The following is a 22050-nucleotide window of genomic DNA, read 5'->3' on the forward strand; positions in this document are numbered from 1 at the left end:
CTAGGCCGCGCGACCCTTGCGCCTCTCAGGCGCGGCGACCTCGACCTCTGCGGGTTCCGACAGGGCGGCGTTCATGGCCATCCGCAGGCGTTCCGGCTTGATCGGCTTCTCGACTACGGCGGCCATGCCGATCGAGAGATAGTGTCTGGCGTCGTCCGGGTCGGCGTTGGCGGTCAGGGCGACGATCGGGATGTCGCGCTCCGGGCCAGTCAGGGCGCGGATGGCCCGGGTCGCCTGGACGCCGTCCATGCGCGGCATCTTGATGTCCATCAGGATCAGGTCGAACGGTCGGGCCTGGACGGCCTCGAGCGCCTCGACGCCGTCCTCGGCGGTTTCGGACGAGCAGCCGAACATCTCGCACAGGGCCTGGGCAACCACGCGGTTGGTGGCGTTGTCGTCGACGATCAGGATGTGCGGATTGGACTGCAGTTCCAGGTCCGCGAGAGCCGAGACGTTGGTGGCTTCATTCTCCACCGGGGCCGACAGTGGCGCGCAGATGTCGAAGGCGAAGGTGGCGCCGCGACCGGCGTTGTTCTCGGCCCAGATGCGGCCGTCCATGCGGTCGACGATCTGGCGGCAGATCGACAGGCCCAGGCCTGCGCCGTCGGGGCCGGAGCCGTGCACGAAGGGTTCGAAGATGGCGTCGACACGGTCGGCGTCCACGCCGGGGCCGTCGTCGCGGACGCGGGCCTCCATGCGGACCTGGCCGTTCTCGGACCAGGCCTTGAGGCTGGCCTCGACCACCCCGTTGCGGGCGAACTTCAGGGCGTTGCCGATGAGGTTGTTGAACACCTGTTTCAGGCGCACGCCGTCGATGTCGGCACACAGTTCTGTGTCGCCCTCATAGCCGACCATAAGGCGGACGGCATCCTGGGACGCGCGCGGAGCCCACATCTGTTCGATGTCGTCCACGAGGGCGCGCAGTGGGGTCGAAACAGGGTTTATCTCCAGCTCGCCGGCCTCGGCGCGCGAGAGGTCCAGCGCGTCCTGAAGGATGCGCAGAAGGGTCTCGGAGGAATCGACGATCGTCTGGACGTGGGCCTGGGCCGCCATATTGAGCGGCTGGCGACGCAACAGTTCGGCGACCGCGAGGACGCCGTTCATGGGCGTGCGCAGCTCGTGGCTCATGATGGCCAGGAACTGGCTCTTGGCGCGGGCCGAGGCGAGAGCCTGGGTACGGCTGTCGCTCAGGGCGCGGGCCTGTTCGGCCAGCTCGGCGTTCTGGCTGCGCTGCTGTTCGTTGACGGCCTGGAGCAGGGAGACGGCGGTGCCGATACCCCGATAGCGTCCGCCGCGTGTGACGATAAACCCGCGCATCAGCGAGCCGGGGCCGCTCTTGATCAGGATGTCGCAGAAGGCGTCGATGCGGACACCGGCGTCGACGACGGCCGGCTCCGGATCCATCACATGGGAGACGGGGCGATTTGCGTAGAGGGCGTGGCCATAGGGACCGGCGATCTTGAGCAGGAAGGCGTTGCGTTCGATCAGACCGACCGGGCGGTCGTTCTCGACGACCGGGATGACGAGCGTGTCCGGCTCGCGCTGGAAGCGTGCGAAGACCTCGGCCGCCGAGGTCGTCGGCAGCACGGGCTCGGCGCGTTCCGTCAGAACTTCGATCGTCGGCATACTGGCCGAAACTCCCTGATACCGGTGGACAATGCGGGATAACCGTTTGCAAAAGCGTTAAGTCGCAAAAAAGTCTGCTTTCGCCACCTGGGTGGTCTCTTTTGCGGTGACGACTGGTCTGGTGTAGAGACCTGAAACCCTATTCATCCTTGTACTGAATCCGATGCGCGCGGCCGAAAGGCCGACCGCAGGCCCGTCATGACCGATACTCAAATGCCGTCCCCGGCCGCCGACACCGCCCACGACGCCCTGGTCCTGTTCTCGGGCGGGCAGGACAGCGCCACCTGCCTGGCCTGGGCGCTGGAACGCTACGAGCGGGTTGAGACGGTCGGCTTCGACTATGGCCAGCGGCACGCGGTCGAGATGGCTGCGCGGCTGAAGGTGCGCGAGGGCATGATGGATGTCCTGCCCAGGTTCGCGGACCGGCTGGGGCCGGACCATGTGATCGACCTGACCGGCTTCGGGGCCATCGGTGAGACCGCGATGACCACGGATCGCGCCATCGAGATCGGCGCGCGGGGCCTGCCAAACACCTTCGTGCCGGGGCGCAATCTGGTGTTCCTGACCTGCGCCGCTGCGCTGGCGGACCGGCGCGGGCTGGCGGTTCTGGTGGGCGGCATGTGCGAGACGGACTTCTCAGGCTATCCCGACTGTCGACGCGAGACGATCAACGCCATGGAGCGGGCGCTGACCCTGGGCCTCGACAAGCCGTCGCCGATCGAGACGCCGCTGATGGACCTGACCAAGGCCCAAACCTGGGAACTGGCGCACGGCATCGGCGGCGACGCCCTGATCGATCTGATCGTGGATGAGTCCCACACCTGCTATCGCGGCGACCGCACCCACCGGCACGACTGGGGCTACGGCTGCGCCGACTGCCCGGCCTGCGCGCTGCGCGCCGCCGGCTGGCGCGAGTGGCTGGCCTCGCGATGACCTATTCGGTCAAGGAGACCTTCCTGACGGTGCAGGGGGAGGGCGGTCAGGCGGGACGTCCGGCGGTCTTCCTGCGCTTCGCGGGCTGCAATCTGTGGAGTGGACGCGAGCAGGACCGTGCCACAGCCGTCTGCACCTTCTGCGACACCGAGTTCGTCGGCACGGACGGCGACGGGGGCGGCAAGTTCAGAACGGCGCTGGCGCTGGCGGATCATGTCGCGTCGATGTGGATCGGCCGCGAGGGTGATCCGAAACTGGTCGTCTGCACGGGCGGGGAGCCGCTGCTGCAACTGGACTCGCCCCTGATCGCCGCCCTGCACGCGGGCGGCTTCGATATCGCGGTGGAGACCAACGGCACCCTGCCTGCGCCCGACGGCATCGACTGGATCTGCGTCAGTCCCAAAGCCGCAGCGCCCGTGGTCCAGACCTCGGGCCAGGAGCTGAAACTGGTCTATCCGCAGGCGCTCGCCATGCCTGGGCAGTTTGACGAGCTGGATTTCGAACGCTTCTGGCTTCAGCCCATGGACGGACCGGATCAGGCGGCCAATACGGCGGCGGCCATGGACTATTGCCTGCGCCACCCGAAATGGCGGCTCAGTGTCCAGACGCACAAATACATCGGGGTGCGCTGATTAGCAGCGCTGGCCGTTGGCGCGGCGCTGTTCGCAGCGGCGCTGCTCACGCTCGTAGTCGCGCTGTTCGCGCTCGCGGCGGGCGCGGGTTTCCTCGTCCGAGGTGGTGACAGCGTCGACGCCCGCGCCGACGACCGCGCCCGTGGCCCGGGCCGTTCCGCCGACGATGGCGCCGGCCGTGCCGACCACGGCGCCGACCAGACAGCCCTGCAGCATCAGCGAACCCGCCAGGACGGCGGCGAGGGCGGCAGTGCGGGACAGCATCTGGATCATGGCGCGCATCTAGCCCGAACAGGGTGAACGGAAGATGACCCATTTGTATGGGGCGTCATCGCTATCGGAAACAGATGGTCGAGCTTGTAGATCGCGGCGGTGATCACCCTGGTGCTGGCGATCAAGGTCGGCATCACGCTCGTCGTCATGGGCGAACGGTTCCTGCCCGCGATCTATCTTTAGCTGGAGGGAGATTCAGCCGACCTGGGCGCGGTGCCTGAGCATGGCGTCGGCCAGAACGCAGGCGGCCATGGCCTCGACCACCGGAACGCCGCGCAGGGCGACGCAGGGGTCGTGGCGGCCTTTGGTGCGGACATCGGTCTCAAGCCCGTCACGGGTCACCGTCTGGCGCGGCGTGAGGATGGAGGAGGTCGGCTTGAAGGCCACGCGGGCGGTCAGGGGCTGTCCCGTCGAGATGCCGCCCAGCACGCCGCCCGCGTTGTTCGAACCGAATACGATCTGGCCGTTCTCGCCCAGTCGCATCTGGTCGGCGTTGTCCTCGCCCGACAGCTCGGCTGAACCGAAGCCCGCGCCGATCTCGACACCCTTGACCGCATTGATCGACATCATGGCGGCGGCCAGTTCGGCGTCGAGCTTGCCATAGAGGGGCGCGCCCCAACCGGCGGGAACGCCCGTGACATCGAGCGCCACGACGGCGCCGATGGAGGAGCCCGCCTTGCGCACCCCGTCGAGGTAGGCTTCCCACTCCGGCACGATCTCGGTCGAGGCGGCGAACAGGGGATTGTCGTAAACGGCCGAGAAGTCGACCGCCTCGGGCGCGATCCTGTGCGGGCCCAACTGAACGACCCCGGCGCGGACAATGATGCCGTCGCCCAGCACCCGACGCGCCACGGCCCCGGCGGCGACGCGGCTGGCGGTTTCGCGCGCTGAGGAACGACCGCCACCGCGATGGTCGCGGACGCCGTATTTGGTCTGGTAGGTCAGGTCGGCATGGCCGGGGCGATAGGCGCGGGCGATCTCGCCGTAGTCCCTGGAGCGGGCGTCGACGTTGTCGATGTGGATGGCGATGGGCGCGCCGGTGGTCACCTGACCCGCGCCGTCATCGAAGACGCCGGACAGGATGCGGGCGACGTCGGTTTCCTGGCGTTGGGTAACGAAGCGGCTGCCGCCCGGCTTGCGCCGGTCCAGCCAGGGTTGGAGGTCCGTCTCTGTGAGCGAAATCAACGGCGGACATCCGTCCACGACGCAGCCGATCGCCGGCCCGTGGCTCTCGCCCCAGGTCGTCACGCGGAAGAGGTGGCCGAAGGTGTTGTGAGACATCGCGGCTCCCGCTTAGGCCGCCAGGCGGTCCGGCGTCCAGACGCGGGTGAAGCGGGCCAACAGGTCCTCGGCGGCCGAGGGGGCGTCCCCGGACGGCTTGAGCGACACGAACAGATGCCCCTCCGGCCGAGCGCCGCGCGCCGGCAGGCCGAGACCGCGCAGCCGCAGACGGACCGGATCGGTCAGGCCGGGCGCGACCCAGGCGCCGCGAAGCCCGGCATGGGTCTCGATCTCGACACGGCCGCCGTCGGCCAGCAGCCGCTCGGGCACGGGCCAGCTCATGTAGAGGTCGTCGCCCATGGCGGCGAGACCGTCGGCTGCGCGGATCAGCACCGGCAGATAGAGGTCGGACCCGTCCGTCGCCGCAGCCCTCAGGCGCAGATATTCGCCGGTCCGCATTCCGGCGGGGGCATGAACGCGCAGCTGTCTGTCGCCGAGGCGCAGCATCGTCCGGGCGCCTGCGAGGGCCTGCAGCGGGGTCAGGCCCACGACCGGAAGCGCGACTGGGCGCTGGACGGGCGCAGCTAGGGCGGGGCGGGCGGGGCCCACGGACTGGATCAGGCGATAGGCGGCGATGACCCTGCGGAAGCGGTCGGCGTCGCCGCCGGGCTGTTCGGGTCGGGCGCTCTTGACCGCGAGGCGGAAGGCGCGCGTCACGGCGGCCTGCTCGGCCGGACCGTGCAGGCCCAGGACGGCGAAGGCTTCGTTCAGACTGGGGGCGGGCGCGATCATCCGCTCTATAGGCCGTCGCCATGGTCAATGCCGGGTTAACCGTGCAGGCCGGCCCGGGCCTTGCTATAGGCGCGGCATGAACAACCACGCCATACCGCCCAGCCCGACACGCGAAGAGTACGCCCGCGACTATGCCGCCGCCCTGGCCGCCAACGGGGACGAGACGATCTTCGAGCGCGAGGAGCCGATCGGCCTGTTCATAGAATGGCTGACCGCCGCCAGGGGGCATGAGCCGAATGACGCCAACGCCATGGCCCTGTCGACGGTCGATGCCGACGGCGCGCCGGACAGCCGGATGGTATTGCTGAAGGACGTCGATGGGCGCGGCTTCACCTTCTATTCGAACCGGCAAAGCGCCAAGGGTGTCGAGTTGGACGCCAAGCCACGCGCGGCCCTGTTGTTCCATTGGAAGTCGCTGCGCCGTCAGGTGCGGGTGCGAGGGAGGGTGGAGCCGGTCAGCACCGAAGAGGCTGACGCCTATTTTGCCAGTCGGGCGCGGGAGAGCCGCATCGGGGCCTGGGCCTCGGATCAGTCCCGGCCGCTGGCGAGTCGCGCCGACCTAGAGGCGGCGGTGGCGCGCGAGACGGAGCGGTTCGAGGGTCAGGACGTGCCTCGCCCCGAACGCTGGACCGGCTGGCGGGTGCTCCCGGAGACGGCGGAGTTCTGGCGCGACAGGCCGTTCCGCCTGCATGACCGGCTGCTGTTCACGCGTGACGGCGACGGCTGGGCGCGGACGCGACTGCAGCCCTGACGTCTAGACGCCGTAGCGGGCGAGGAAGGTTTCGACCGCGTCCTCGGCGATCGATTCCGGCGTGCGCGCCGCCTGGACTTCGTCGCCTGTGACCAGGGGCATGAAGAAGACCGGGTGTTCGATCATCCCCATGAGCTGACCGGCGGCCCAGGAGGCCTTTTCGAAGCGCAGGTCTCCGCTCGCGGCCAGGGCGGTCAGCGCCTCCATCAGCGGCAGCCCGAAGTCGTGACGGCCGCGCTCGAAGAAGCCCATGGCCACGTCGCGGAAGCGCGGGCGCTCGGCCATCACCAGCCGGAACACCGACCGCACGAACGGATCGCCCATGAAGCCGGCATAGGCGAGGGCGAACCGGGTCAGCCGGGTGCGCGCGTCGCCCTCCTCCCAGCGAACGCTCTTCATCTGTTCAGAGAAGTCTCCTGACGCATTGGCGATCACCGCCGCGAACAGATCGGCCTTGGACGGGAAGTAGCCATAGAGGGTCGCGGTCGAGACGGAGGTCGCACGGGCGATCGGCTCGATCCGCGTCGCCGCATAGCCCTCCGACATGAAATGGCGTCTGGCCTCGCGTACGATGTTGTCGCGGCGGGGATCGGTGGCCGGGGTCGCGGAGTGAGCTCCGCCTCGTGGCGTAGTGGCGTTCGCTTGCATCAGGCCGTAATCGATAGCCGATATGCTCAAGCTGGCGATGTCATGTCAGAAATCGTCAGGTTTCGACAGGTTTCAGACGCGCCAGCAGCGGATGGGCCAGAACCGGCGCCGCCAGCCGGATTACGGCCTGCGGATCGTCCAGGCGAACGGCCGCCGTCGCGTCGGCGATGATGAAGTGCGCGCGGGTCCGCGAGGGCTCGGTCAGCCGCTCGTGCCCGGGTCGCACTGTCTTCAGGTACTGGTCGATCACCGACTGCGCCGTGCGCCCGCGTTCGGCCTGGTCGCGCAGCAGGCGACGGATGAAACGGATGTCGGCGGGCGTGTCGACGAAGACCCGGATGTCGAACAGGTCCGCCAGCGCCGGGGTGCAGAGAACATGCGTCCCTTCCACGATCACGACGGGCGCGGCCGGGATCGCCTCGCCGTCGGGCTCGCGGCCGTGGTGGATGAAGGAATAGACCGGGGCCGTGACCGGCTTGCCCGCCTTCAGCCGGGCGAGGTCGTCGATCAGCAGGTCGTGATCGCGCGCAGCGACGTCGTCGAAGTCGAAGGTCGCGGCGTCGAAGCCGGGCAGGGAGGCGGCGTCGCGATAGTAGGAGTCCTCGCGCATAAGTGCGGCGACGCCCGGCGGCAGCGACGTAAGCAGCGCCTCGGCCAGAGTGGACTTGCCCGAGCCGGAGCCGCCGGTGATCGCGATCAGAATGGTCATGGCGGGCCTTCTAGAGACCCGCGAGACCTAGCGGAAGAAGCAGGTCAGTCCGGCGTACAGGCTGATGACCGGGCTGTCCGCGGCGGTCGAGGCGAAGAAGCCGCTGATGTCTCCCGCCGAGAACTCGGCTCCGAGCGTCGAATCCTCTTGCATCTCCACGGTGCGGTTGGCGCTGAGGGCCGCGCGGCTCATGCCGACCTCGACGCCGTCGACCGTGCTGAGACCCTCCTGGTCCAGGGTCCAGCCGGCGAACTTGCTGTCCTGGAAGGCCAGCTGCAGGCCGTTGCCGAACTGGGCGAACTGGACCGGGCCGGCGCCGCATTCGCTGTTGGTGGTGACCTCCGGCGCCGCACCGCCGACCGATGCGGCGACAGCGGCGATCACCGTGGCCTGGGGCGTCTCGAAGGGCAGGGCGCGCGCGCCGCCCGCGGCGTCGAAGATGCGCAGGCCTTCGCCCTCGATGGCCAGTCCGCCGATCGACTGGGCCGGAAGCGCCGGGCCTTCCGCCCGCACAGGGTCGGCCGGGGTCGGGGTCGCGGCGGCCGGGGGCTGGGACCGGTCGCACGCGGCGACGGCCACCAGGGCGGCGAGAGCGAGGGCGGTGCGAGGGGCGATACGCATGTCCGGGCGTCCTTACGATGTCTCAGGGGCGGGAACAGACGGCAAAAGTCGGGCGGGTGCAACGGCAAAGCCCTGAACGGCGTTCGGAGCCCCGGGGTCGGAGTGACCTAGCGTCACGTTGCTTATCAGCGGTCACCTCGGCTAGCGTGATGGCAAGCTCCGCATCCAGCCGGAGCAAAGAGGGAATGCGATGCTCGGTTTGATGCAGGACTGGCCGCTGACGGTCGACCGTATCCTGGACCATGCCAAAAATTGGCACGGCCACCGCGAGGTTGTGACACGCTCGGTCGAGGGGCCGATCGTCCGCACGACCTATGCCGAGATCCACAGCCGGGCCCGCAAGGTCTCCAACGTGCTCAAGGACTGGGGCGTGAAGCCGGGCGACCGGATCGCCACCCTGGCCTGGAACACCGGCAAGCATATGGAGGTCTGGTACGGCATCATGGGCATGGGCGCCGTGTGCCACACCCTGAACCCGCGCCTGTTCCCCGAACAGCTGATCTACATCATCAACCACGCCGAAGACCGGATCATCTTCGTCGACCTGACCTTCGTGCCCCTGCTGGAAGCGGTGCTGCCGCACTGCCCGAGCGTCGAGCGGGTCGTCGTCATGACCGACGAATGGCACATGCCGGCGACCAAACTGCCGAAGGCCGAGTGCTACGAGCAACTGCTGTCGGGCGTGTCCGATGAGTGCGTCTGGGGCGGGTTCGACGAACTGACAGCCTGCGGTCTCTGCTACACCTCGGGCACCACGGGGAATCCCAAGGGCGTCCTGTATTCGCACCGGTCCAACTTCATCCACACCCTGATGGGGATGCAGACCACGGTCCTCGGCGCGACGCCGAAGGAAGTGATCCTGCCGGTCGTGCCGATGTTCCACGCCAACGCCTGGGGCATTGCCTTCGCCGGTCCTGCCTCGGGCGCGCGCCTGATCATGCCGGGCGCGCGGATGGACGGCGCGGCCATCTATGAGTTGATCGAGAGCGAACAGGTTACCTTCTCGGCCGCCGTGCCGACCGTCTGGCAAGGCCTGTTGACCCACCTGCGCGAGAACAATCTGAAGATCCCATCAGTCAAGAAGGTGCTGATCGGCGGCTCGGCCGTGCCGGAGAGCCTGATCCGGGCCTTCCACGACGAGTTCGACGTCGATGTGGTCCAGGGCTGGGGCATGACCGAGACCTCTCCCATCGGCACCCTGTCGAACCTGACGCCCGAGCTTGAGGCCCTGCCTTACGATGAGAGCATGAAGTGGCGCGTCAAACAGGGCATTCCGCCCCTGGGCGTCGAGTTGAAGCTGAAGAACTACGCCGGTCAGGAGATGCCGCACGACGGTACAACCTTCGGCCGCCTGATGATCAAGGGCCCGACCATCGCCAAGGGCTATTTCAAGGACGAGGGCGGCGACATCCTCGACCACGAGGGCTTCTTCGACACCGGCGACGTTTCGACCGTCGACGAGCACGGCTTCATGCAGATCACCGACCGGGCCAAGGACGTGATCAAGTCGGGCGGCGAGTGGATCTCCTCGATCGAGATCGAGAACATCGCCGTGGGTCACCCCAAGGTGGAACTGGCCGCCGTCATCGGCGCGGCCCACCCCAAGTGGGACGAACGGCCCGTTCTGGTCATCAAGCTGAAGCCCGGCGAGACCCAGCACAAGCAGGAGCATCTCGACTTCCTGGTCGGCAAGATCGCCAAATGGTGGATGCCGGACGACGTGGTCTTCGTGGACGACATCCCGCTGGGCGCGACGGGCAAGATCGACAAGAAGACCCTGCGAGAGCAGCTGAAAGACTATCGGCTGCCCACCGCCGTCGCACCCGAGCGAGTCTGAGCCATGGCCAGAGGCCCGCGACCGCGATTGAAGGGCGGCATGGTCAAGGTGCGGGTCGCCATGGGGCTGGCCGTGCTGGCTCCGCTGATCACGTTCATCGCGCTTCTGCTGACGCGCAATGGCATCGTCTCGCTGGAGTTCGGTCTCGACCTGCTGGCGATGCAGGTCGCCCAGATCGTGTCATGGGCGGCGCTGGCCTTCACCATCCTGTCGCTGGGGCTGTCCTTGCCGCAGTTCCGCAGGCTGGGTCTGATCAGCGTCGCCATCGTGATCGTCTGCGCCGTCGTCTCGGCCGCCTTCTTCGTCCAGTCCCGAGCCATCGCGCTTGCGGGGCCGCTTGACGTCTCCACCGACCTGACCGAGCCCCCGGCGGTGGCGGGCGTGACCGGATCGCCCCAGGCCTGTCCGGGAACAACGGCGGTCATGACCCAGGTCGCCCCGGCACAGGCCACCGCTGCGCTTCAGACCGCAGGCTTCTCGGTCACCGAATCCCAGCTGTTCCGCTCACGCGGGGTTCGCGACGGCTTCTGGTTCGGCATGGGGCACGAGGCGGTCATCCGCATCCGTCCGGATCGCACCGACGTCCGGGTCGTGGCGCGCTATGCCCACACCGACGGCGGCGCAACCTGCCGGATCGCCTCTAAGCTGATCGCCGCGCTTCAGGCCGCGCCGTAGGTCAAACCGAGCCCCGGGGCCTCGTCGACGGTCAGCCGGCCTTCGTCGACCAGTTTAATCAGGTGGGCCAGCACGGACAGGCTCGCCGCCGGCCATAGCCGCTGGTCCACGGCGGCGTAGAGAGCCGGGACAATCTCAGCGATCGTGCGGTCTCCCGCGCGCACCCGCGTCAGGATCTGGGCCTCGCGCTCCAGCCGGTGCGCTCTATAGGCGGCGAGGAAGGGCGCGACGTCGGTGACGGGCGCCCCATGCGTCGGCCACAGGGCCGAGAACCCCGCCGCGATCACCGCGTCCAGGCTGCGCATATAGGCCGACATGTTGCCGTCCGGCGGCGCGATCACGGTCGTCGACCAGCCCATGACGTGATCGCCGCAGAACAGGGCGTTCTCCTCCTCCAGCACGAAGGCCATGTGGTTGGAGGTGTGCCCCGGCGTCGCCAGGGCCGCCATCGTCCAGCCGTCGCCCGCGATCCTTTCGCCGCCTGACAGGATCGTGTCGGGCGCGAACACCTCGTCCTCTTCCTCGTCGAGCGTCCCTGAGGCATGGGTCTGACGGGCCGGTGGGCGCATGGCCAGCACCGGCGCCCCGACCCGATCGGCGAACGGCCGGGCGAGGGGAGAGTGGTCGCGGTGGGTGTGGGTCACCAGCACATGGCTGACGGTCCGGCCCTCGACCGCGGCCAGCAAGGCCTCCCGGTGCGAGTCGTCGATCGGTCCCGGGTCGATCACAGCGACCGACGCGCCGTCCTCCGGCGGCCCGACGATGTAGGTTCCCGTGCCGGTAAACGTGAAAGGTCCCGGGTTGTCGCAGATCACGCGCTGGATCAGGGGCGAGACCTGATCGCGCCGCCCGTAGGCGAAGTCGAACGCGCGCACGAACGGGATCACGACGCTGTCTCCGAAAACCGGCGCGGACCTTGCCTTAACGAGAGGTAAACCCCTCCCGGAGCGTCCCCAGTGACCCGCAGCATCGTCTTCACTGTCTCAAATCGGCTCCAGCCCATCGCGGCGGCGATCCTGTGTCTCATGACGGCGCAACTTGTACTCGCGTCCTGCGGCGATCCTGAACCGATTCCCTACGCGACCCGGGTGGCGATCCAGCGCTAAGGAGGGCCAGCGCTCAGGGGCCCGACCCTAGAGCGGCAGCCGGCTGAGGTCGTAGCCGGCGTTGGCGGCGGCCTCCCGCAACGCGTCCGGCCCGGCCCGATCCAGCGCCCGCATCGCCAGCGCCCAGGTCACCGTCGAGCGCGTGCCCGATCGGCAATACATCAACACGGGTTCGCCGGCCTCAAGCGCCGCGGCTACGGCGCGGACCGCGTCCGGTCCCGGCATGCCCGCCACGGGCGCGTGGACATAGTCGAGACCCGCCGCCAGGACCGCGCCTTCCATCTCGGCGGAGGACGGCTGACCCGCCTCCTCGCCGTCCGGACGGTTGTTGACGATCAGCCGCACCCCCATCGCCTGGACCTCGGCCAAATCCTCAAAGGCGATCTGCGGTGCGGCCCAGATGCCCGGGGCCAGAGGGCGGGGTGAGAACATGATGGGCGCCTTTCGGTTCGGTGACCTGAAGGTGAAGTCGGGACGGCGTCAACGTGTCCTGAATGCGACACTGATGGGGCTGAAACATTACACAGGAGTAATAGCGGTAGCGCGGCAAAGTTCATCGGGCCTAACGTTGCATCAGTCCTGCGACAATGTGAGTCGCGCGATGACCAGTCGGTGCGGCGGAGGGCTGCGCCATCGTTTCAGGAGAACGATTTTGAGAATCCAATCCATTCGGCAGCGCATGCTCGCCACCACGATGATGGGAGGCGTAGCCCTCGCGGCGCTCGCAGCCCTGCCCGTGGTCGCACTGGTCGCGCCGACCACCGCTCTGGCCCAGTCCCAGACCGGCTCGCTGCGTATCGCCGTGACCGGCGACAACGGCCCCCTGTCGGGCGCGACCGTGATGGTCAGCTCGCCTGACAGCCTGGTGAGCCGCTCCGGCGTGACCGACGCCGACGGCCGCGTCCGTATCGCCAACCTGGACCCCGCCACCAACTACACCGTCGCCGTCTCGGCTGCGGGCTATTCGGACTTCAGCGCCCAGAACGTCGCCGTCGTCACCGGCCGTGACCTGTCGCTCGGCTACGTGCTGATCGGCGGCACGGGCCCGTCGAACGCCAGCAACGTCGACGACATCATCGTGACCGGCACCTCGCTGGCCGCCATCGACGTGACCTCGGCCACCGTCGGCACCACCCTGACGCTGGACGTCGTGGAATCGCTGCCTACCGGCCGTAGCTACCAGTCGTACCTGCAGCTGATCCCGGGCGTGAAGCCGGGCGGCGGCAACCCCTCGTCGCGCTCGGGCGTCAACTATTCGGACGTCGGCGGCACCATCGGCACCTCGACCGACAACGTCTACTACCTGGACGGCGTGGACGTGACCGACCCGGCCACGGGCACCTTCGGTTCGAACTTCAACTCTGAAATCATTCAGGAACAACAGGTCATCGTGGGCGGCGTTCCCGCTCAGTACGCCGGTGGTTCCGGCCTGATCTCGACCGTCGTCACCAAGTCGGGTTCGAACGACTGGCACGGCTCGCTGAACTACTACCTCCAGAACGATGGTCTGGTCGCCAACGACCAGCACAGAACCTCGGGCGGCTTCAGCACCTACGACTCAGCTGTCACCCTGGGCGGCCCGCTCCTGCGCGATCGCCTGTGGTTCTTCGGTTCGTACCAGAAGAAGCATCGTGAAGACGAAGTCCTGGATCCGACGACCGGCGCCGTTCGCCGTTCCGTCGCCAACGACTCCGAGCTCTATTTCGGCAAACTCACCTGGCAGGTCACCGACGATGATCGTCTGAGCGCCAGCTTCTTCAGCGACCCGACGGAAATCTCGGGTTCCTCGAACCCGACGGTGCTGAACAATCGAGACCGCACCCAAATCCAGGGCGGCGACAACTACCGGTTCGACTACACCCGCACCTGGAACGACCTGCTGGTCAACGCCTACTACTTCAAGCACGAAGGCGAAGTCAGCCAGTTGGCGGCCGATCAATCGGTCCGGGACAACGTGACATTCCGTGGGGCCGGCTCGACCCTGGCCCAGCGCTCGCTGGGCGGCTTCGGCTCGAACAGCGAAACCCATCGCGATCGTGCAGAGTTCGGCGTGAACCTGGAATACTTCCTGGACACGTCCTGGGGCACGCACACCTTCAAGGCGGGCTACACCAACTCGGAAAACACCTTCTCCAGCAACTCGACGGTTCCGGGCGGCGCGACCTACACCTCGATCGCTCTCGCCAACGCCGGCGCGACCTTCCTGGACTACACCACTGCCGCCTCGGGCTGGACGGCTCGTCCGTTCGCCTCGACCGATGTGCCGCGGATCATCGCCGCTGCCGCAACCAATGCCGGCGCGCGCGCCGCGCTGGACACCGACAACAACGGCACGATCACGACGGCGGAAGTGAACGCCTATCGGTTCACCAACACCGCAGGCAACCCGTACGGCAACGTCAACGCCTACCGCGCCGTGCGCTCGGTCAATGCGCCTTACTCGGTGCAGAGCAAGGGCCAGACCGCCTACTTCCAGGACACCTGGACGTTGAACCAGTTGACCGTGAACGCCGGCGTTCGCGCCGAGGAGTGGTCGCATTACAGCTCGGGCGGCGACAAGCTGTTCACGTTCGAGTGGGAACTGGCCCCGCGCCTCAGCGTGGTCTACGACCTGTTCGGCGACGGTCGCTCGAAGATCTTCGGCTTCGCCGGTCGCTACTATGACCCGATCCGCAACGACATGACCAACTTCGCGGGCAACCTGTCGGGCCCGATCACGGACGAGCAGATCAACGTCGCCGGCAACTGGGTCACGTTCCGGACCCGCGGCGGCGCCGTTGTGCCGGACTCGGTCTTCGGTCCGTCGACCAAGACGCCCTATACCGACGAGTTCCTGATCGGTTACTCGACGACCTTCGGCTCCGACATCGGCCTGACCGTCTCGGCCACCCGTCGTCAGACGCGTGACATCTTCGAGGACTACGATCTGGCGATCTTCTCGGATCCGAACGCCCGTGCGATCGACGGCGACCCTGTCGATCCGACCGCCTCGGGCGTCGCCTTCCCAGGCTCGCCCTTCTACCTGCCGTACTCGTACTTCGGCTTCACCAGTGTTCCCAATGCCAACTACATCCTGGGCACTCTGGCCGGCGGCGAGCGCAACTACACCGGCTTCGAAGTCACTCTGACGAAGTTCAAGACCGACAACTGGAACGGTCAGCTGTCGTACACCTACAATGACGCTGAGGGTAACACGAACTCGGACGGTAACGCCGACTTCCAGGGCGACGTGATCTTCCTCGATCCGCGCGCGCCGAATACATACGGACCGCAACCGGGCAACATTGAACACCTGTTTAAGGCCTATGGTTCGTACGACTTCGACTTCGGTCTGCAGATGTCTGGTGTGTTCAACTGGAACAGCGGCGCGATCTACACGCCAGCTCAGTCGGTCAGCGGCCGTTACTTTGCCCCGCAAGCCTCGACCACCTCGGTGTTCGGCGGCGTGCAGGAATACTATCTGTTGCCAGGTGGTATCGGTTCGGAAACCGGACCGTCCTACGCCACCTTCGACATGCGCCTTAAGTATGTGAAGGATCTGCCGATCGGTGAAGCCGAGTTCTTCCTCGACGTCTTCAACGTGCTGGACCAACAGTCCGCCACGGACGAGATGAAGCTGATCAGCGGCGACGGCGTCTATCGGTTCCAGGAGGCAAACGCGTGGGTTGCCCCCCGCCGCGCCTACCTGGGCGTCCGCTACTCCTTCTAAGCGAAACTGCAGGGATGCCGGCCTCGGGCTGGCATCCCACGGGCTCCGGCCCGACGACTTGGCTGCATGAGCATGACTGGGCGGCGGATCTTCAGGTCCGCCGCCCTTTTTTTTCGGACAACGGGCGCCGCAGAAAAACCATTGCGACGCTTCACGCGTTGGGTGGGGCGATACCCCTGAACAGAGATCACGGACCGTCCATGCGCCTTCGTCTTGCCGCCTCGCTCCTCGTCCTGACCCTCGCCGTTCAGTCCGGGGCCGCGGCGCCCGCCTTCGCCCAACAGGATGACGGCCCGGTCGTCACCGCCCGCGATGCCGGAGAGAGCGTCGATGCGCTGCGGGCGCGCGAGGCCATCGCCTATGAGACGCCCCTGCCGCGCGGCGCGCCGGAACAGGACTATCCTCTGGTGGCCTGGTGCGCGGCCCTGGTGGAGGGGCATATCGCGCTCGGCCGCAGCCTGACGAGCGCCGACGATCTCGATCGCGACATTATCCGTCTGGGCGGGCTGGAGGCGGCGGACTTCCGGGACGCTCTCCGCGCCGGCCAGAGCCGCCAGACCCCCGCGACCCTCGCGGCCGCCCGCGCGGCCGAGGCCGACGCCGCCGCCAAATGGGTTCCCTTGCAGGCGCAGGAGGACGAACGCGCCCGGAGCGAAGCCTTCGGCCTGTTCTTCGGCCTGCCGGGCCGCTGCGAACACGCCGCCCGCCGGGTGCGCGAGAACATCACGACGCCGCCGGTGACCCTGGATCAGGCCGGTCTGGATGAGGTGGGCGTGCCGAAGGCGGAGTAACGCCCTTCTCCCGCAAGGGGAGAAGGATCCTCAGGCCGCCGCCACCCTCGGCGCGGCGCCCGGTTCGTAGTTCAGGATCGGCGACAGCCAGCGTTCGGCGGTCGCGACGTCCCAGCCCTTGCGGGCCGCATAGTCCTCGATCTGATCCAGATCGATCTTGCCGACGCCGAAATAGTGGCTGCCGGGGTGGCCGAAATAGAGGCCCGAGACCGAAGCCGGCGGCGTCATGGCGAAGCTTTCGGTCAGGGCCATGCCGGCGTTCTGTTCGGCCTGAAGCAGGCGGAACAGGGTGGCCTTCTCGGTGTGATCGGGCTGGGCCGGATAGCCGGGCGCCGGGCGGATGCCCTGGTACTGCTCGGCGATCAGCTCATCGACCGAGGCCGCCTCGTCTGCGGCGTAGCCCCACAGCTGGGTGCGGACCTCCTTGTGCAGTCGTTCGGCGAAGGCCTCGGCCAGACGGTCCGCCAGGGCCGAGGCCATGATGGCGGAATAGTCGTCGCCCGCGTCCTTGAACCGCTTCGAGGCCTCCAGTTCGCCGTGGCCCGTGGTGACCGCGAAGGCGCCGATGTAATCCTGGCCCTCTTCGGCCACGAAATCGGACAGGGCCAGGTTCGGCTTGCCGTTCGATTTCCTGATCTGCTGACGCAGGGTGTGGAAGCGGGCGATTTCCTCGGTCCGGCTCTCGTCGGCGTAGACGGCCACGTCGTCGCCCACGGCGTTGGCCGGCCAGAAGCCGACCACGCCCCTGGCGGTGAACCACTTCTCGTCGATGATCCGCTTCAGCATCTCCTGCGCGTCGGCGAACAGGTCCTTGGCCGCCTCGCCCACGATCTCGTCCTCGAGGATCAGCGGATAGCGGCCGATCAGCTCCCAGCTGGCGAAAAAGGGCGTCCAGTCGATATGGTCGGCGAGGTCCTGAAGGTCCCAGCTGTCGAAGGCCCTCACGCCGATGAAGGACGGCCTGCCGGGCATGGTCTGGGTCGGGTCGATGTTGAACCGGTTCTCGCGGGCCTGGGGCAGGGTCGCGCGGGCCTTGACCTCCTGGCCCCGCGCGTACTGTTCGCGGATGCGGATGTATTCGTCGCGGGTGACGGCCTCGTTCTTCGCCCGCTCGGTCTTCGACAACAGGCCCGAGACCACGCCCACGGCGCGCGAGGCGTCAATGACATAGGTGGTCGAACCGCTTTGATAGCCGGGCTCGATCTTGACGGCCGTATGGGTCCGGCTGGTCGTCGCTCCGCCGATCAACAGGGGGATGTCGAAGCCGCGCCGCTGCATCTCTCGCGCCACGAACACCATTTCGTCCAGAGACGGGGTGATCAGGCCGGACAGGCCGACGATGTCCACCTTGTGCTCGATCGCGGCGTCCAGGATTCGGTCGGCCGGGACCATGACGCCCAGGTCGATGACCTCGTAATTGTTACACTGCAGGACCACGCCGACGATGTTCTTGCCGATGTCGTGGACGTCGCCCTTGACCGTGGCCATCAGGATGCGGCCGGCCTGCTCGCGCGGCTTGCCGGCCTTTTCAGCCTCCATGAAGGGCTCCAGCCAGGCCACGGCCTGTTTCATGACGCGGGCCGACTTCACCACCTGCGGGAGGAACATCTTGCCTGAGCCGAACAGGTCGCCGACGACGTTCATCCCGTCCATCAGCGGGCCTTCGATGACGTGCAGGGGGCGGTCGAACGACAGGCGAGCCTCCTCGGTGTCGGCGTCGATGAAGGTCGTGATGCCGTTGACCAGGGCGTGTTCGATCCGTTTGCCGACGGGCTGGTCGCGCCACTTCAGATCGACGACGCGCGCCACGCCCTTGTCGCCCTTATAGTTGGGGGCGAGGTCGACCAGCCGTTCGGTGTTGGAGACATTGGTCCGCTGCGGGCGATTGAGGATCACATCCTCGACGGCCTCGCACAGGGTCGGCTCGATGTCGGTATAGACCGGCAGGTCGCCGGCATTGACGATGCCCATGTCCATGCCCGCCGCGATGGCGTGGTACAGGAAGACCGAGTGTATCGCCCGGCGCACGGGTTCGTTGCCGCGGAAGCTGAACGAGACGTTCGACACCCCGCCCGAGATCCGGGCGTAGGGCAGGGTGGCCTTGATGACCTTGACCGCCTCGATGAAGTCGACGGCGTAGTTGTCGTGCTCCTCGATCCCCGTCGCCACGGCGAAGATATTGGGGTCGAAGATGATGTCCTCGGGCGGGAAGCCGACCTCGTCCACCAAAATGCGATAGGCGCGGGTGCAGATCTCGATCTTGCGCGCGGCAGTGTCGGCCTGGCCCACCTCGTCGAAGGCCATGACCACCACGGCGGCGCCGTAGCGCAGGCAACTGACGGCCTGTTTCCGGAAGGCGTCCTCGCCCTCCTTCATCGAGATCGAGTTGACGATCGGCTTGCCCTGGACGCACTTCAGGCCCGCCTCGATCACCTCCCATTTGGACGAGTCGATCATCACCGGCACGCGGGCGATGTCGGGCTCGGCCGCGATAAGGTTCAGGAAGGTGATCATCGCCTGCTTCGAATCGAGCAGGCCTTCGTCCATGTTGATGTCGATGACCTGGGCGCCGGCCTCGACCTGCTGGCGCGCGACGGTGAGGGCGGCGGAGTAGTCGCCGTCGATGACCAGCTTCTTGAATTTGGCCGAACCGGTGACGTTGGTCCGCTCGCCGACGTTGATGAAGACAGGGCGCATCAGGCTACCAGTTCGAAAGGCTCGAGACCCGACAGGCGCATCGCCACCGGCCGCTCGGGGATTTCCCGCGTCGGCAGTTTCGCGACCGCATCTGCGGTGTGTTTGATGTGGTCGGGCGTCGTGCCGCAGCAGCCGCCGACGATGTTGACCAGACCGGACGCAGCCCATTCCTCAATCGAGTGGGCGGTCTCGTGCGGCTCCTCGTCGTACTGGCCCATCGCATTGGGCAGGCCGGCATTGGGATAGGCGGCGACCAGGGTGTCGGCGACGCGGCTCAGTTCGGCGATGAACGGTCGCATCAGGTCGGCCCCCAGCGCGCAGTTGAAGCCGACGGCGAAAGGCTTGGCGTGGCGCACGCTGTTCCAGAAGGCCTCGGCCGTCTGGCCCGACAGGGTCCGGCCCGAGCGGTCGGTGATGGTGCCCGAGATCCAGATCGGCAGGGCCTCCATGCCCTCGTCCTCGAGGTCCTTGATCGCCTTGATGCAGGCCTTGCAGTTCAGCGTGTCGGTGATGGTTTCGATCAGATACAGGTCGACGCCGCCCGCGTTCAGGGCGCGGATCTGATGGCGATAGGCGTCATAGACCTGGTCGAAGGTGACCAGGCGCGCGCCGGGGTCGTTCACGTCCGACGACATCGACAGCATCTTGTTCAGCGGCCCGATCGAACCGGCGGCGAAGCGCGGCTTGTGCGGCTGCTTTTCGGTCCAGCGGTCAGCGGCGGCGCGGGCCAGTTTCGCACCCTCCAGATTGATGTCCCACACCGCCTGTTCATCCAGCTTGTAGTCGTCCTGGGCGATGATGGTGCCGGAGAAGGTATTGGTCTCCGAGATGTCTGCGCCGGCGGCGAAATACTGGTCGTGAAGGTCGGCGATGACATCCGGGCGGGTGATGCACAGGATGTCGTTGTTGCCCTTCATCTGGTCCTTTTCGTTATAGCCATTGGCCTCGACGAAGCGGTCGCCGCGGAAGTCGGCTTCGTCGAGCCCGACGCGCTGGATCATCACGCCCCACGATCCGTCGAGGACGAGGATGCGTTCCCTGGCCGCCTTGTGCAGGGCGGCGATGCGTTCGGCGCGGGTCATGCCAGGCCTCCCCCGACGGGGGAGGATTGTTCGCGGACACCGAGGACGCGGCAGATCGCATAGACCAGGTCGGCGCGGTTCAATGTGTAGAAGTGGAAGTCAGAGAAGCCCTCTTCCTGCAGACGGGCGCAGGTCTCGGCGGCGACGGAGGCGGCCAGCAGCTTGCGGGTCTCGGGGTCGTCGTCGAGGCCTTCGAAGTGGGCGGCCAACCAGCCGGGCACAGAGGCGCCGCACGATCCGCACATCCGCACCAGGCCGGCGAAGTTCGACACCGGCATGATCCCGGGGATCAGGGGGATGGTCACGCCCGCCGCCCGCACCCGGTCGTGGAAGCGCAGGAAGGCGTCGATGTCGAAGAAGAACTGGCTGACCGCGCGGGTCGCCCCGGCGTCGATCTTGGCCTTCAGCACGTCGATGTCGTGGTCGATGGACGGGCTTTCCGGATGCCGTTCCGGATAGACGCCGACCGTGACGTCGAAGCCGCCGACGCGGCTGATCGCCTTGGTCAGTTCGGTCGCGTTGGCATAGCCGTCCGCGCGCGGCTGATAGGCGCCGCCGATGCCGTCCGCGCCCGGCGGATCGCCGCGCAGGGCCACGATATGGTTCACGCCGATGGACTTGTAGTCGCGGATCACCTCATCGACCTCCTCACGGCTGGCATCGACGCAGGTCAGGTGGGCGGCGGGCTTCAGCGTCGTCTCGTTCAGCATCCGCTGAACGGTCCGGTGGGTCCGCTCGCGGGTCGAGCCGCCGGCGCCGTAGGTCACCGAGACGAACGCGGGGTTCAACGGCTCCAGCCGGCGCACCGCCTGCCACAGGGTCTCCTCGGCCTTGTCGGTCTTGGGTGGGAAGAACTCGAACGAGACGCGCACCGGATTGGCGTTCTGGCCCGCGCGGGCGACCGGTCCCAGCGGCGACAGCAGCAAGGCGCGGGCCTCGGCGAGCGGAGAAACTGTAGCGGCCATCAGGCGAGGTTCCTTAGAGCGTGGGCCCTTGATGCGACGGCAGGTCGTGTCGCGGTCCAGATGGTGACGGTCAGCCCGGCCGTGTCGGGGGGCAGGGCGATGGAGGCGGAGGCGTCCAGGCCGGCCTCGGCCAGCCAGCGCCCGATCTCGTCGTCGGCGAAGCCCAGCCTGCGATGCTGGTGCTCCTCGCGCAGCCGCTCGAGGTCATGCGGCGCGAAATCGACGATCAGCAGCTTGCCGCCGGGTGACACCAGCCGCGCCGCCTCGGCCACCGCAGCACCCGGATCGGCGAGGTAGTGCAACACCTGGTGCACCAGCACCAGATCCGCCGAACCGGCGGGCAGTCGCGTCGCGAAGATGTCGCCATGGCGCAGCTCGACCTTCTCCAGGCCCGCCTTGACGACATTGGCCCGGGCGATGTTGAGCATATTCTGCGACAGGTCGAGGCCGATCGACATCTTCGCCTTCTTGCCCAGGAGCGTCAGCATCCGGCCCGAACCGGTACCCAGGTCGACGACCCGTTCGAACGGTCCCGGCCCGGCGGCGCGCTCGATCGCGCTCTCCACCGCCGTCTCGGACACATAGAGGGAGCGGATGTGATCCCAGCTCGGCGCGACCTGCTCGAAATAGGCGGCGGCGGCGGTGGCCCGCTCGTCGCGCACGGCCTCCAGCCGCCCGTGATCCGCCTCGCCTTCGCCGTCGTCCAGCAGGTCCAGCACCGTGTCGATCAGCCGCCGGGCCAGCAGCTCGTGCGAGACGCGGTAGAAGACGCGGGCACCGTCCGGGAATCGCTCGATCAGGCCGGCGTCGGCCATCAGCTTGAGGTGACGCGACACGCGCGGCTGGCTCTGCTCCAGGACCCGGCTCAGCTCCATCACCGACAGTTCCTCGCCGGCCAGCAGCGACAGGATGCGCAGACGCGTCGGCTCGCCGGCGGCGCGCAGGGCTTCGACAGTCTGATCAGCGGTCAGCGACATTGGGT

21 protein-coding genes are annotated in these 22050 nt (G+C 67.4%); 8 read left to right on the forward strand and 13 right to left on the reverse strand.

From position 1 onward, the window contains the following. Window positions 1–1626: a response regulator gene (locus ACP7A5_RS14405; RefSeq protein ID WP_426042559.1), complete on the reverse strand. Its 1626-nt coding sequence runs from the start codon at window positions 1624–1626 to the stop codon at window positions 1–3. Between the two features lie 198 nt (window positions 1627–1824). Between ACP7A5_RS14405 and queC the strand changes: the two genes are divergently transcribed. Next, on the forward strand, window positions 1825–2559 hold the full coding sequence (queC, locus tag ACP7A5_RS14410) for a 7-cyano-7-deazaguanine synthase QueC (RefSeq protein ID WP_426042560.1): 735 nt from the start codon (window positions 1825–1827) through the stop codon (window positions 2557–2559). After that, on the forward strand, window positions 2556–3191 hold the full coding sequence (gene queE / locus ACP7A5_RS14415) for a 7-carboxy-7-deazaguanine synthase (protein ID WP_426042588.1): 636 nt from the start codon (window positions 2556–2558) through the stop codon (window positions 3189–3191). The genes queC and queE overlap by 4 nt, the downstream gene beginning before the upstream one ends. Here the strand turns inward: queE and ACP7A5_RS14420 are convergent, their stop codons facing one another. From ACP7A5_RS14420 to ACP7A5_RS14430, 3 genes are all read right to left on the reverse strand, one after another. Next, window positions 3192–3464: a hypothetical protein gene (locus tag ACP7A5_RS14420; protein WP_426039619.1), complete on the reverse strand. Its 273-nt coding sequence runs from the start codon at window positions 3462–3464 to the stop codon at window positions 3192–3194. A gap of 195 nt (window positions 3465–3659) precedes the next feature. After that, window positions 3660–4745, reverse strand: coding sequence for a chorismate synthase (gene aroC / locus ACP7A5_RS14425; RefSeq protein ID WP_426042561.1), 1086 nt, complete (start codon window positions 4743–4745; stop codon window positions 3660–3662). A gap of 12 nt (window positions 4746–4757) precedes the next feature. Further along, window positions 4758–5477 (reverse strand): DnaJ C-terminal domain-containing protein, encoded by a 720-nt coding sequence (locus tag ACP7A5_RS14430; protein WP_426042562.1) that lies wholly within the window; start codon window positions 5475–5477, stop codon window positions 4758–4760. A gap of 76 nt (window positions 5478–5553) precedes the next feature. Between ACP7A5_RS14430 and pdxH the strand changes: the two genes are divergently transcribed. Then, window positions 5554–6228 carry a pyridoxamine 5'-phosphate oxidase gene (gene pdxH / locus ACP7A5_RS14435; RefSeq protein ID WP_426042563.1) on the forward strand — a complete coding sequence of 225 codons (675 nt, stop codon included), beginning with the start codon at window positions 5554–5556 and terminating at the stop codon, window positions 6226–6228. Between the two features lie 3 nt (window positions 6229–6231). Here the strand turns inward: pdxH and ACP7A5_RS14440 are convergent, their stop codons facing one another. From ACP7A5_RS14440 to ACP7A5_RS14450, 3 genes are read right to left on the reverse strand one after another with little or no spacing between them, the layout of a single operon-like run. Beyond that, a complete protein-coding gene (locus tag ACP7A5_RS14440) occupies window positions 6232–6906 on the reverse strand; it encodes a TetR/AcrR family transcriptional regulator (RefSeq protein WP_426042564.1) in 675 nt (224 codons plus the stop codon). A gap of 25 nt (window positions 6907–6931) precedes the next feature. Then, the gene (udk, locus tag ACP7A5_RS14445; protein WP_426042565.1) at window positions 6932–7585 is read right to left on the reverse strand and encodes a uridine kinase; all 654 of its coding nucleotides are present in this window, start codon (window positions 7583–7585) and stop codon (window positions 6932–6934) included. 27 nt (window positions 7586–7612) lie between these two features. Continuing rightward, window positions 7613–8206: a hypothetical protein gene (locus ACP7A5_RS14450; protein ID WP_426042566.1), complete on the reverse strand. Its 594-nt coding sequence runs from the start codon at window positions 8204–8206 to the stop codon at window positions 7613–7615. Window positions 8207–8396: 190 nt separating this feature from the next. Here ACP7A5_RS14450 and ACP7A5_RS14455 point away from each other — a divergent pair, with 190 nt between their 5' ends. Both ACP7A5_RS14455 and ACP7A5_RS14460 read left to right on the forward strand, forming a co-directional pair. Then, window positions 8397–10043, forward strand: a complete 1647-nt coding sequence (locus ACP7A5_RS14455) for a long-chain-fatty-acid--CoA ligase (protein ID WP_426042567.1) — start codon at window positions 8397–8399, stop codon at window positions 10041–10043. 3 nt (window positions 10044–10046) lie between these two features. Continuing rightward, window positions 10047–10718: a hypothetical protein gene (locus tag ACP7A5_RS14460; RefSeq protein WP_426042568.1), complete on the forward strand. Its 672-nt coding sequence runs from the start codon at window positions 10047–10049 to the stop codon at window positions 10716–10718. On the opposite strand, the gene ACP7A5_RS14465 is transcribed toward ACP7A5_RS14460, so the two are convergent. Further along, complete coding sequence (locus ACP7A5_RS14465; protein WP_426042569.1) at window positions 10703–11605, reverse strand: MBL fold metallo-hydrolase; 903 nt, start codon at window positions 11603–11605, stop codon at window positions 10703–10705. The two genes, ACP7A5_RS14460 and ACP7A5_RS14465, sit on opposite strands and share 16 nt — an antisense overlap. A gap of 69 nt (window positions 11606–11674) precedes the next feature. Here ACP7A5_RS14465 and ACP7A5_RS14470 point away from each other — a divergent pair, with 69 nt between their 5' ends. Continuing rightward, window positions 11675–11824, forward strand: a complete 150-nt coding sequence (locus tag ACP7A5_RS14470; RefSeq protein ID WP_303696988.1) for a hypothetical protein — start codon at window positions 11675–11677, stop codon at window positions 11822–11824. A 27-nt stretch (window positions 11825–11851) separates the two neighbouring features. Here ACP7A5_RS14470 and ACP7A5_RS14475 read toward each other — a convergent pair whose 3' ends face one another. Then, on the reverse strand, window positions 11852–12256 hold the full coding sequence (locus ACP7A5_RS14475; RefSeq protein WP_426042570.1) for a TIGR01244 family sulfur transferase: 405 nt from the start codon (window positions 12254–12256) through the stop codon (window positions 11852–11854). Window positions 12257–12476: 220 nt separating this feature from the next. On the opposite strand from ACP7A5_RS14475, the gene ACP7A5_RS14480 reads away from it, so the two are divergent. Beyond that, a complete protein-coding gene (locus ACP7A5_RS14480; protein WP_426042571.1) occupies window positions 12477–15533 on the forward strand; it encodes a TonB-dependent receptor in 3057 nt (1018 codons plus the stop codon). A gap of 200 nt (window positions 15534–15733) precedes the next feature. Continuing rightward, on the forward strand, window positions 15734–16324 hold the full coding sequence (locus ACP7A5_RS14485) for a hypothetical protein (RefSeq protein WP_426042572.1): 591 nt from the start codon (window positions 15734–15736) through the stop codon (window positions 16322–16324). Between the two features lie 30 nt (window positions 16325–16354). Here the strand turns inward: ACP7A5_RS14485 and metH are convergent, their stop codons facing one another. From metH to ACP7A5_RS14505, 4 genes are read right to left on the reverse strand one after another with little or no spacing between them, the layout of a single operon-like run. After that, window positions 16355–19021, reverse strand: coding sequence for a methionine synthase (gene metH / locus ACP7A5_RS14490; RefSeq protein WP_426042573.1), 2667 nt, complete (start codon window positions 19019–19021; stop codon window positions 16355–16357). Beyond that, a complete protein-coding gene (locus ACP7A5_RS14495) occupies window positions 19021–20103 on the reverse strand; it encodes a homocysteine S-methyltransferase family protein (RefSeq protein ID WP_426042574.1) in 1083 nt (360 codons plus the stop codon). The genes metH and ACP7A5_RS14495 overlap by 1 nt, the downstream gene beginning before the upstream one ends. Beyond that, window positions 20100–21068 (reverse strand): methylenetetrahydrofolate reductase [NAD(P)H], encoded by a 969-nt coding sequence (gene metF / locus ACP7A5_RS14500; RefSeq protein WP_426042575.1) that lies wholly within the window; start codon window positions 21066–21068, stop codon window positions 20100–20102. The genes ACP7A5_RS14495 and metF overlap by 4 nt, the downstream gene beginning before the upstream one ends. Then, a complete protein-coding gene (locus ACP7A5_RS14505; RefSeq protein ID WP_426042576.1) occupies window positions 21068–22045 on the reverse strand; it encodes an ArsR/SmtB family transcription factor in 978 nt (325 codons plus the stop codon). The genes metF and ACP7A5_RS14505 overlap by 1 nt, the downstream gene beginning before the upstream one ends. Window positions 22046–22050 lie beyond the last annotated feature (5 nt).

It is taken from the genome of Brevundimonas sp. TWP2-3-4b1 (assembly GCF_049897665.1).
Classification (GTDB): Bacteria; Pseudomonadota; Alphaproteobacteria; order Caulobacterales; family Caulobacteraceae; genus Brevundimonas; species Brevundimonas subvibrioides_B.

Bases quoted from the DNA above. Each gene is read 5' to 3' on its own strand.
- ACP7A5_RS14405 (WP_426042559.1), bottom strand. From the start codon at position 1,626: ATGCCGACGATCGAAGTTCTGACGGAACGCGCCGAGCCCGTGCTGCCG.
- queC (WP_426042560.1), top strand. From the start codon at position 1,825: ATGACCGATACTCAAATGCCGTCCCCGGCCGCCGACACCGCCCACGAC.
- queE (WP_426042588.1), top strand. From the start codon at position 2,556: ATGACCTATTCGGTCAAGGAGACCTTCCTGACGGTGCAGGGGGAGGGC.
- ACP7A5_RS14420 (WP_426039619.1), bottom strand. From the start codon at position 3,464: ATGATCCAGATGCTGTCCCGCACTGCCGCCCTCGCCGCCGTCCTGGCG.
- aroC (WP_426042561.1), bottom strand. From the start codon at position 4,745: ATGTCTCACAACACCTTCGGCCACCTCTTCCGCGTGACGACCTGGGGC.
- ACP7A5_RS14430 (WP_426042562.1), bottom strand. From the start codon at position 5,477: ATGATCGCGCCCGCCCCCAGTCTGAACGAAGCCTTCGCCGTCCTGGGC.
- pdxH (WP_426042563.1), top strand. From the start codon at position 5,554: ATGAACAACCACGCCATACCGCCCAGCCCGACACGCGAAGAGTACGCC.
- udk (WP_426042565.1), bottom strand. From the start codon at position 7,585: ATGACCATTCTGATCGCGATCACCGGCGGCTCCGGCTCGGGCAAGTCC.
- ACP7A5_RS14450 (WP_426042566.1), bottom strand. From the start codon at position 8,206: ATGCGTATCGCCCCTCGCACCGCCCTCGCTCTCGCCGCCCTGGTGGCC.
- ACP7A5_RS14455 (WP_426042567.1), top strand. From the start codon at position 8,397: ATGCTCGGTTTGATGCAGGACTGGCCGCTGACGGTCGACCGTATCCTG.
- ACP7A5_RS14460 (WP_426042568.1), top strand. From the start codon at position 10,047: ATGGCCAGAGGCCCGCGACCGCGATTGAAGGGCGGCATGGTCAAGGTG.
- ACP7A5_RS14475 (WP_426042570.1), bottom strand. From the start codon at position 12,256: ATGTTCTCACCCCGCCCTCTGGCCCCGGGCATCTGGGCCGCACCGCAG.
- ACP7A5_RS14485 (WP_426042572.1), top strand. From the start codon at position 15,734: ATGCGCCTTCGTCTTGCCGCCTCGCTCCTCGTCCTGACCCTCGCCGTT.
- metH (WP_426042573.1), bottom strand. From the start codon at position 19,021: ATGCGCCCTGTCTTCATCAACGTCGGCGAGCGGACCAACGTCACCGGT.
- ACP7A5_RS14495 (WP_426042574.1), bottom strand. From the start codon at position 20,103: ATGACCCGCGCCGAACGCATCGCCGCCCTGCACAAGGCGGCCAGGGAA.
- metF (WP_426042575.1), bottom strand. From the start codon at position 21,068: ATGGCCGCTACAGTTTCTCCGCTCGCCGAGGCCCGCGCCTTGCTGCTG.
- ACP7A5_RS14505 (WP_426042576.1), bottom strand. From the start codon at position 22,045: ATGTCGCTGACCGCTGATCAGACTGTCGAAGCCCTGCGCGCCGCCGGC.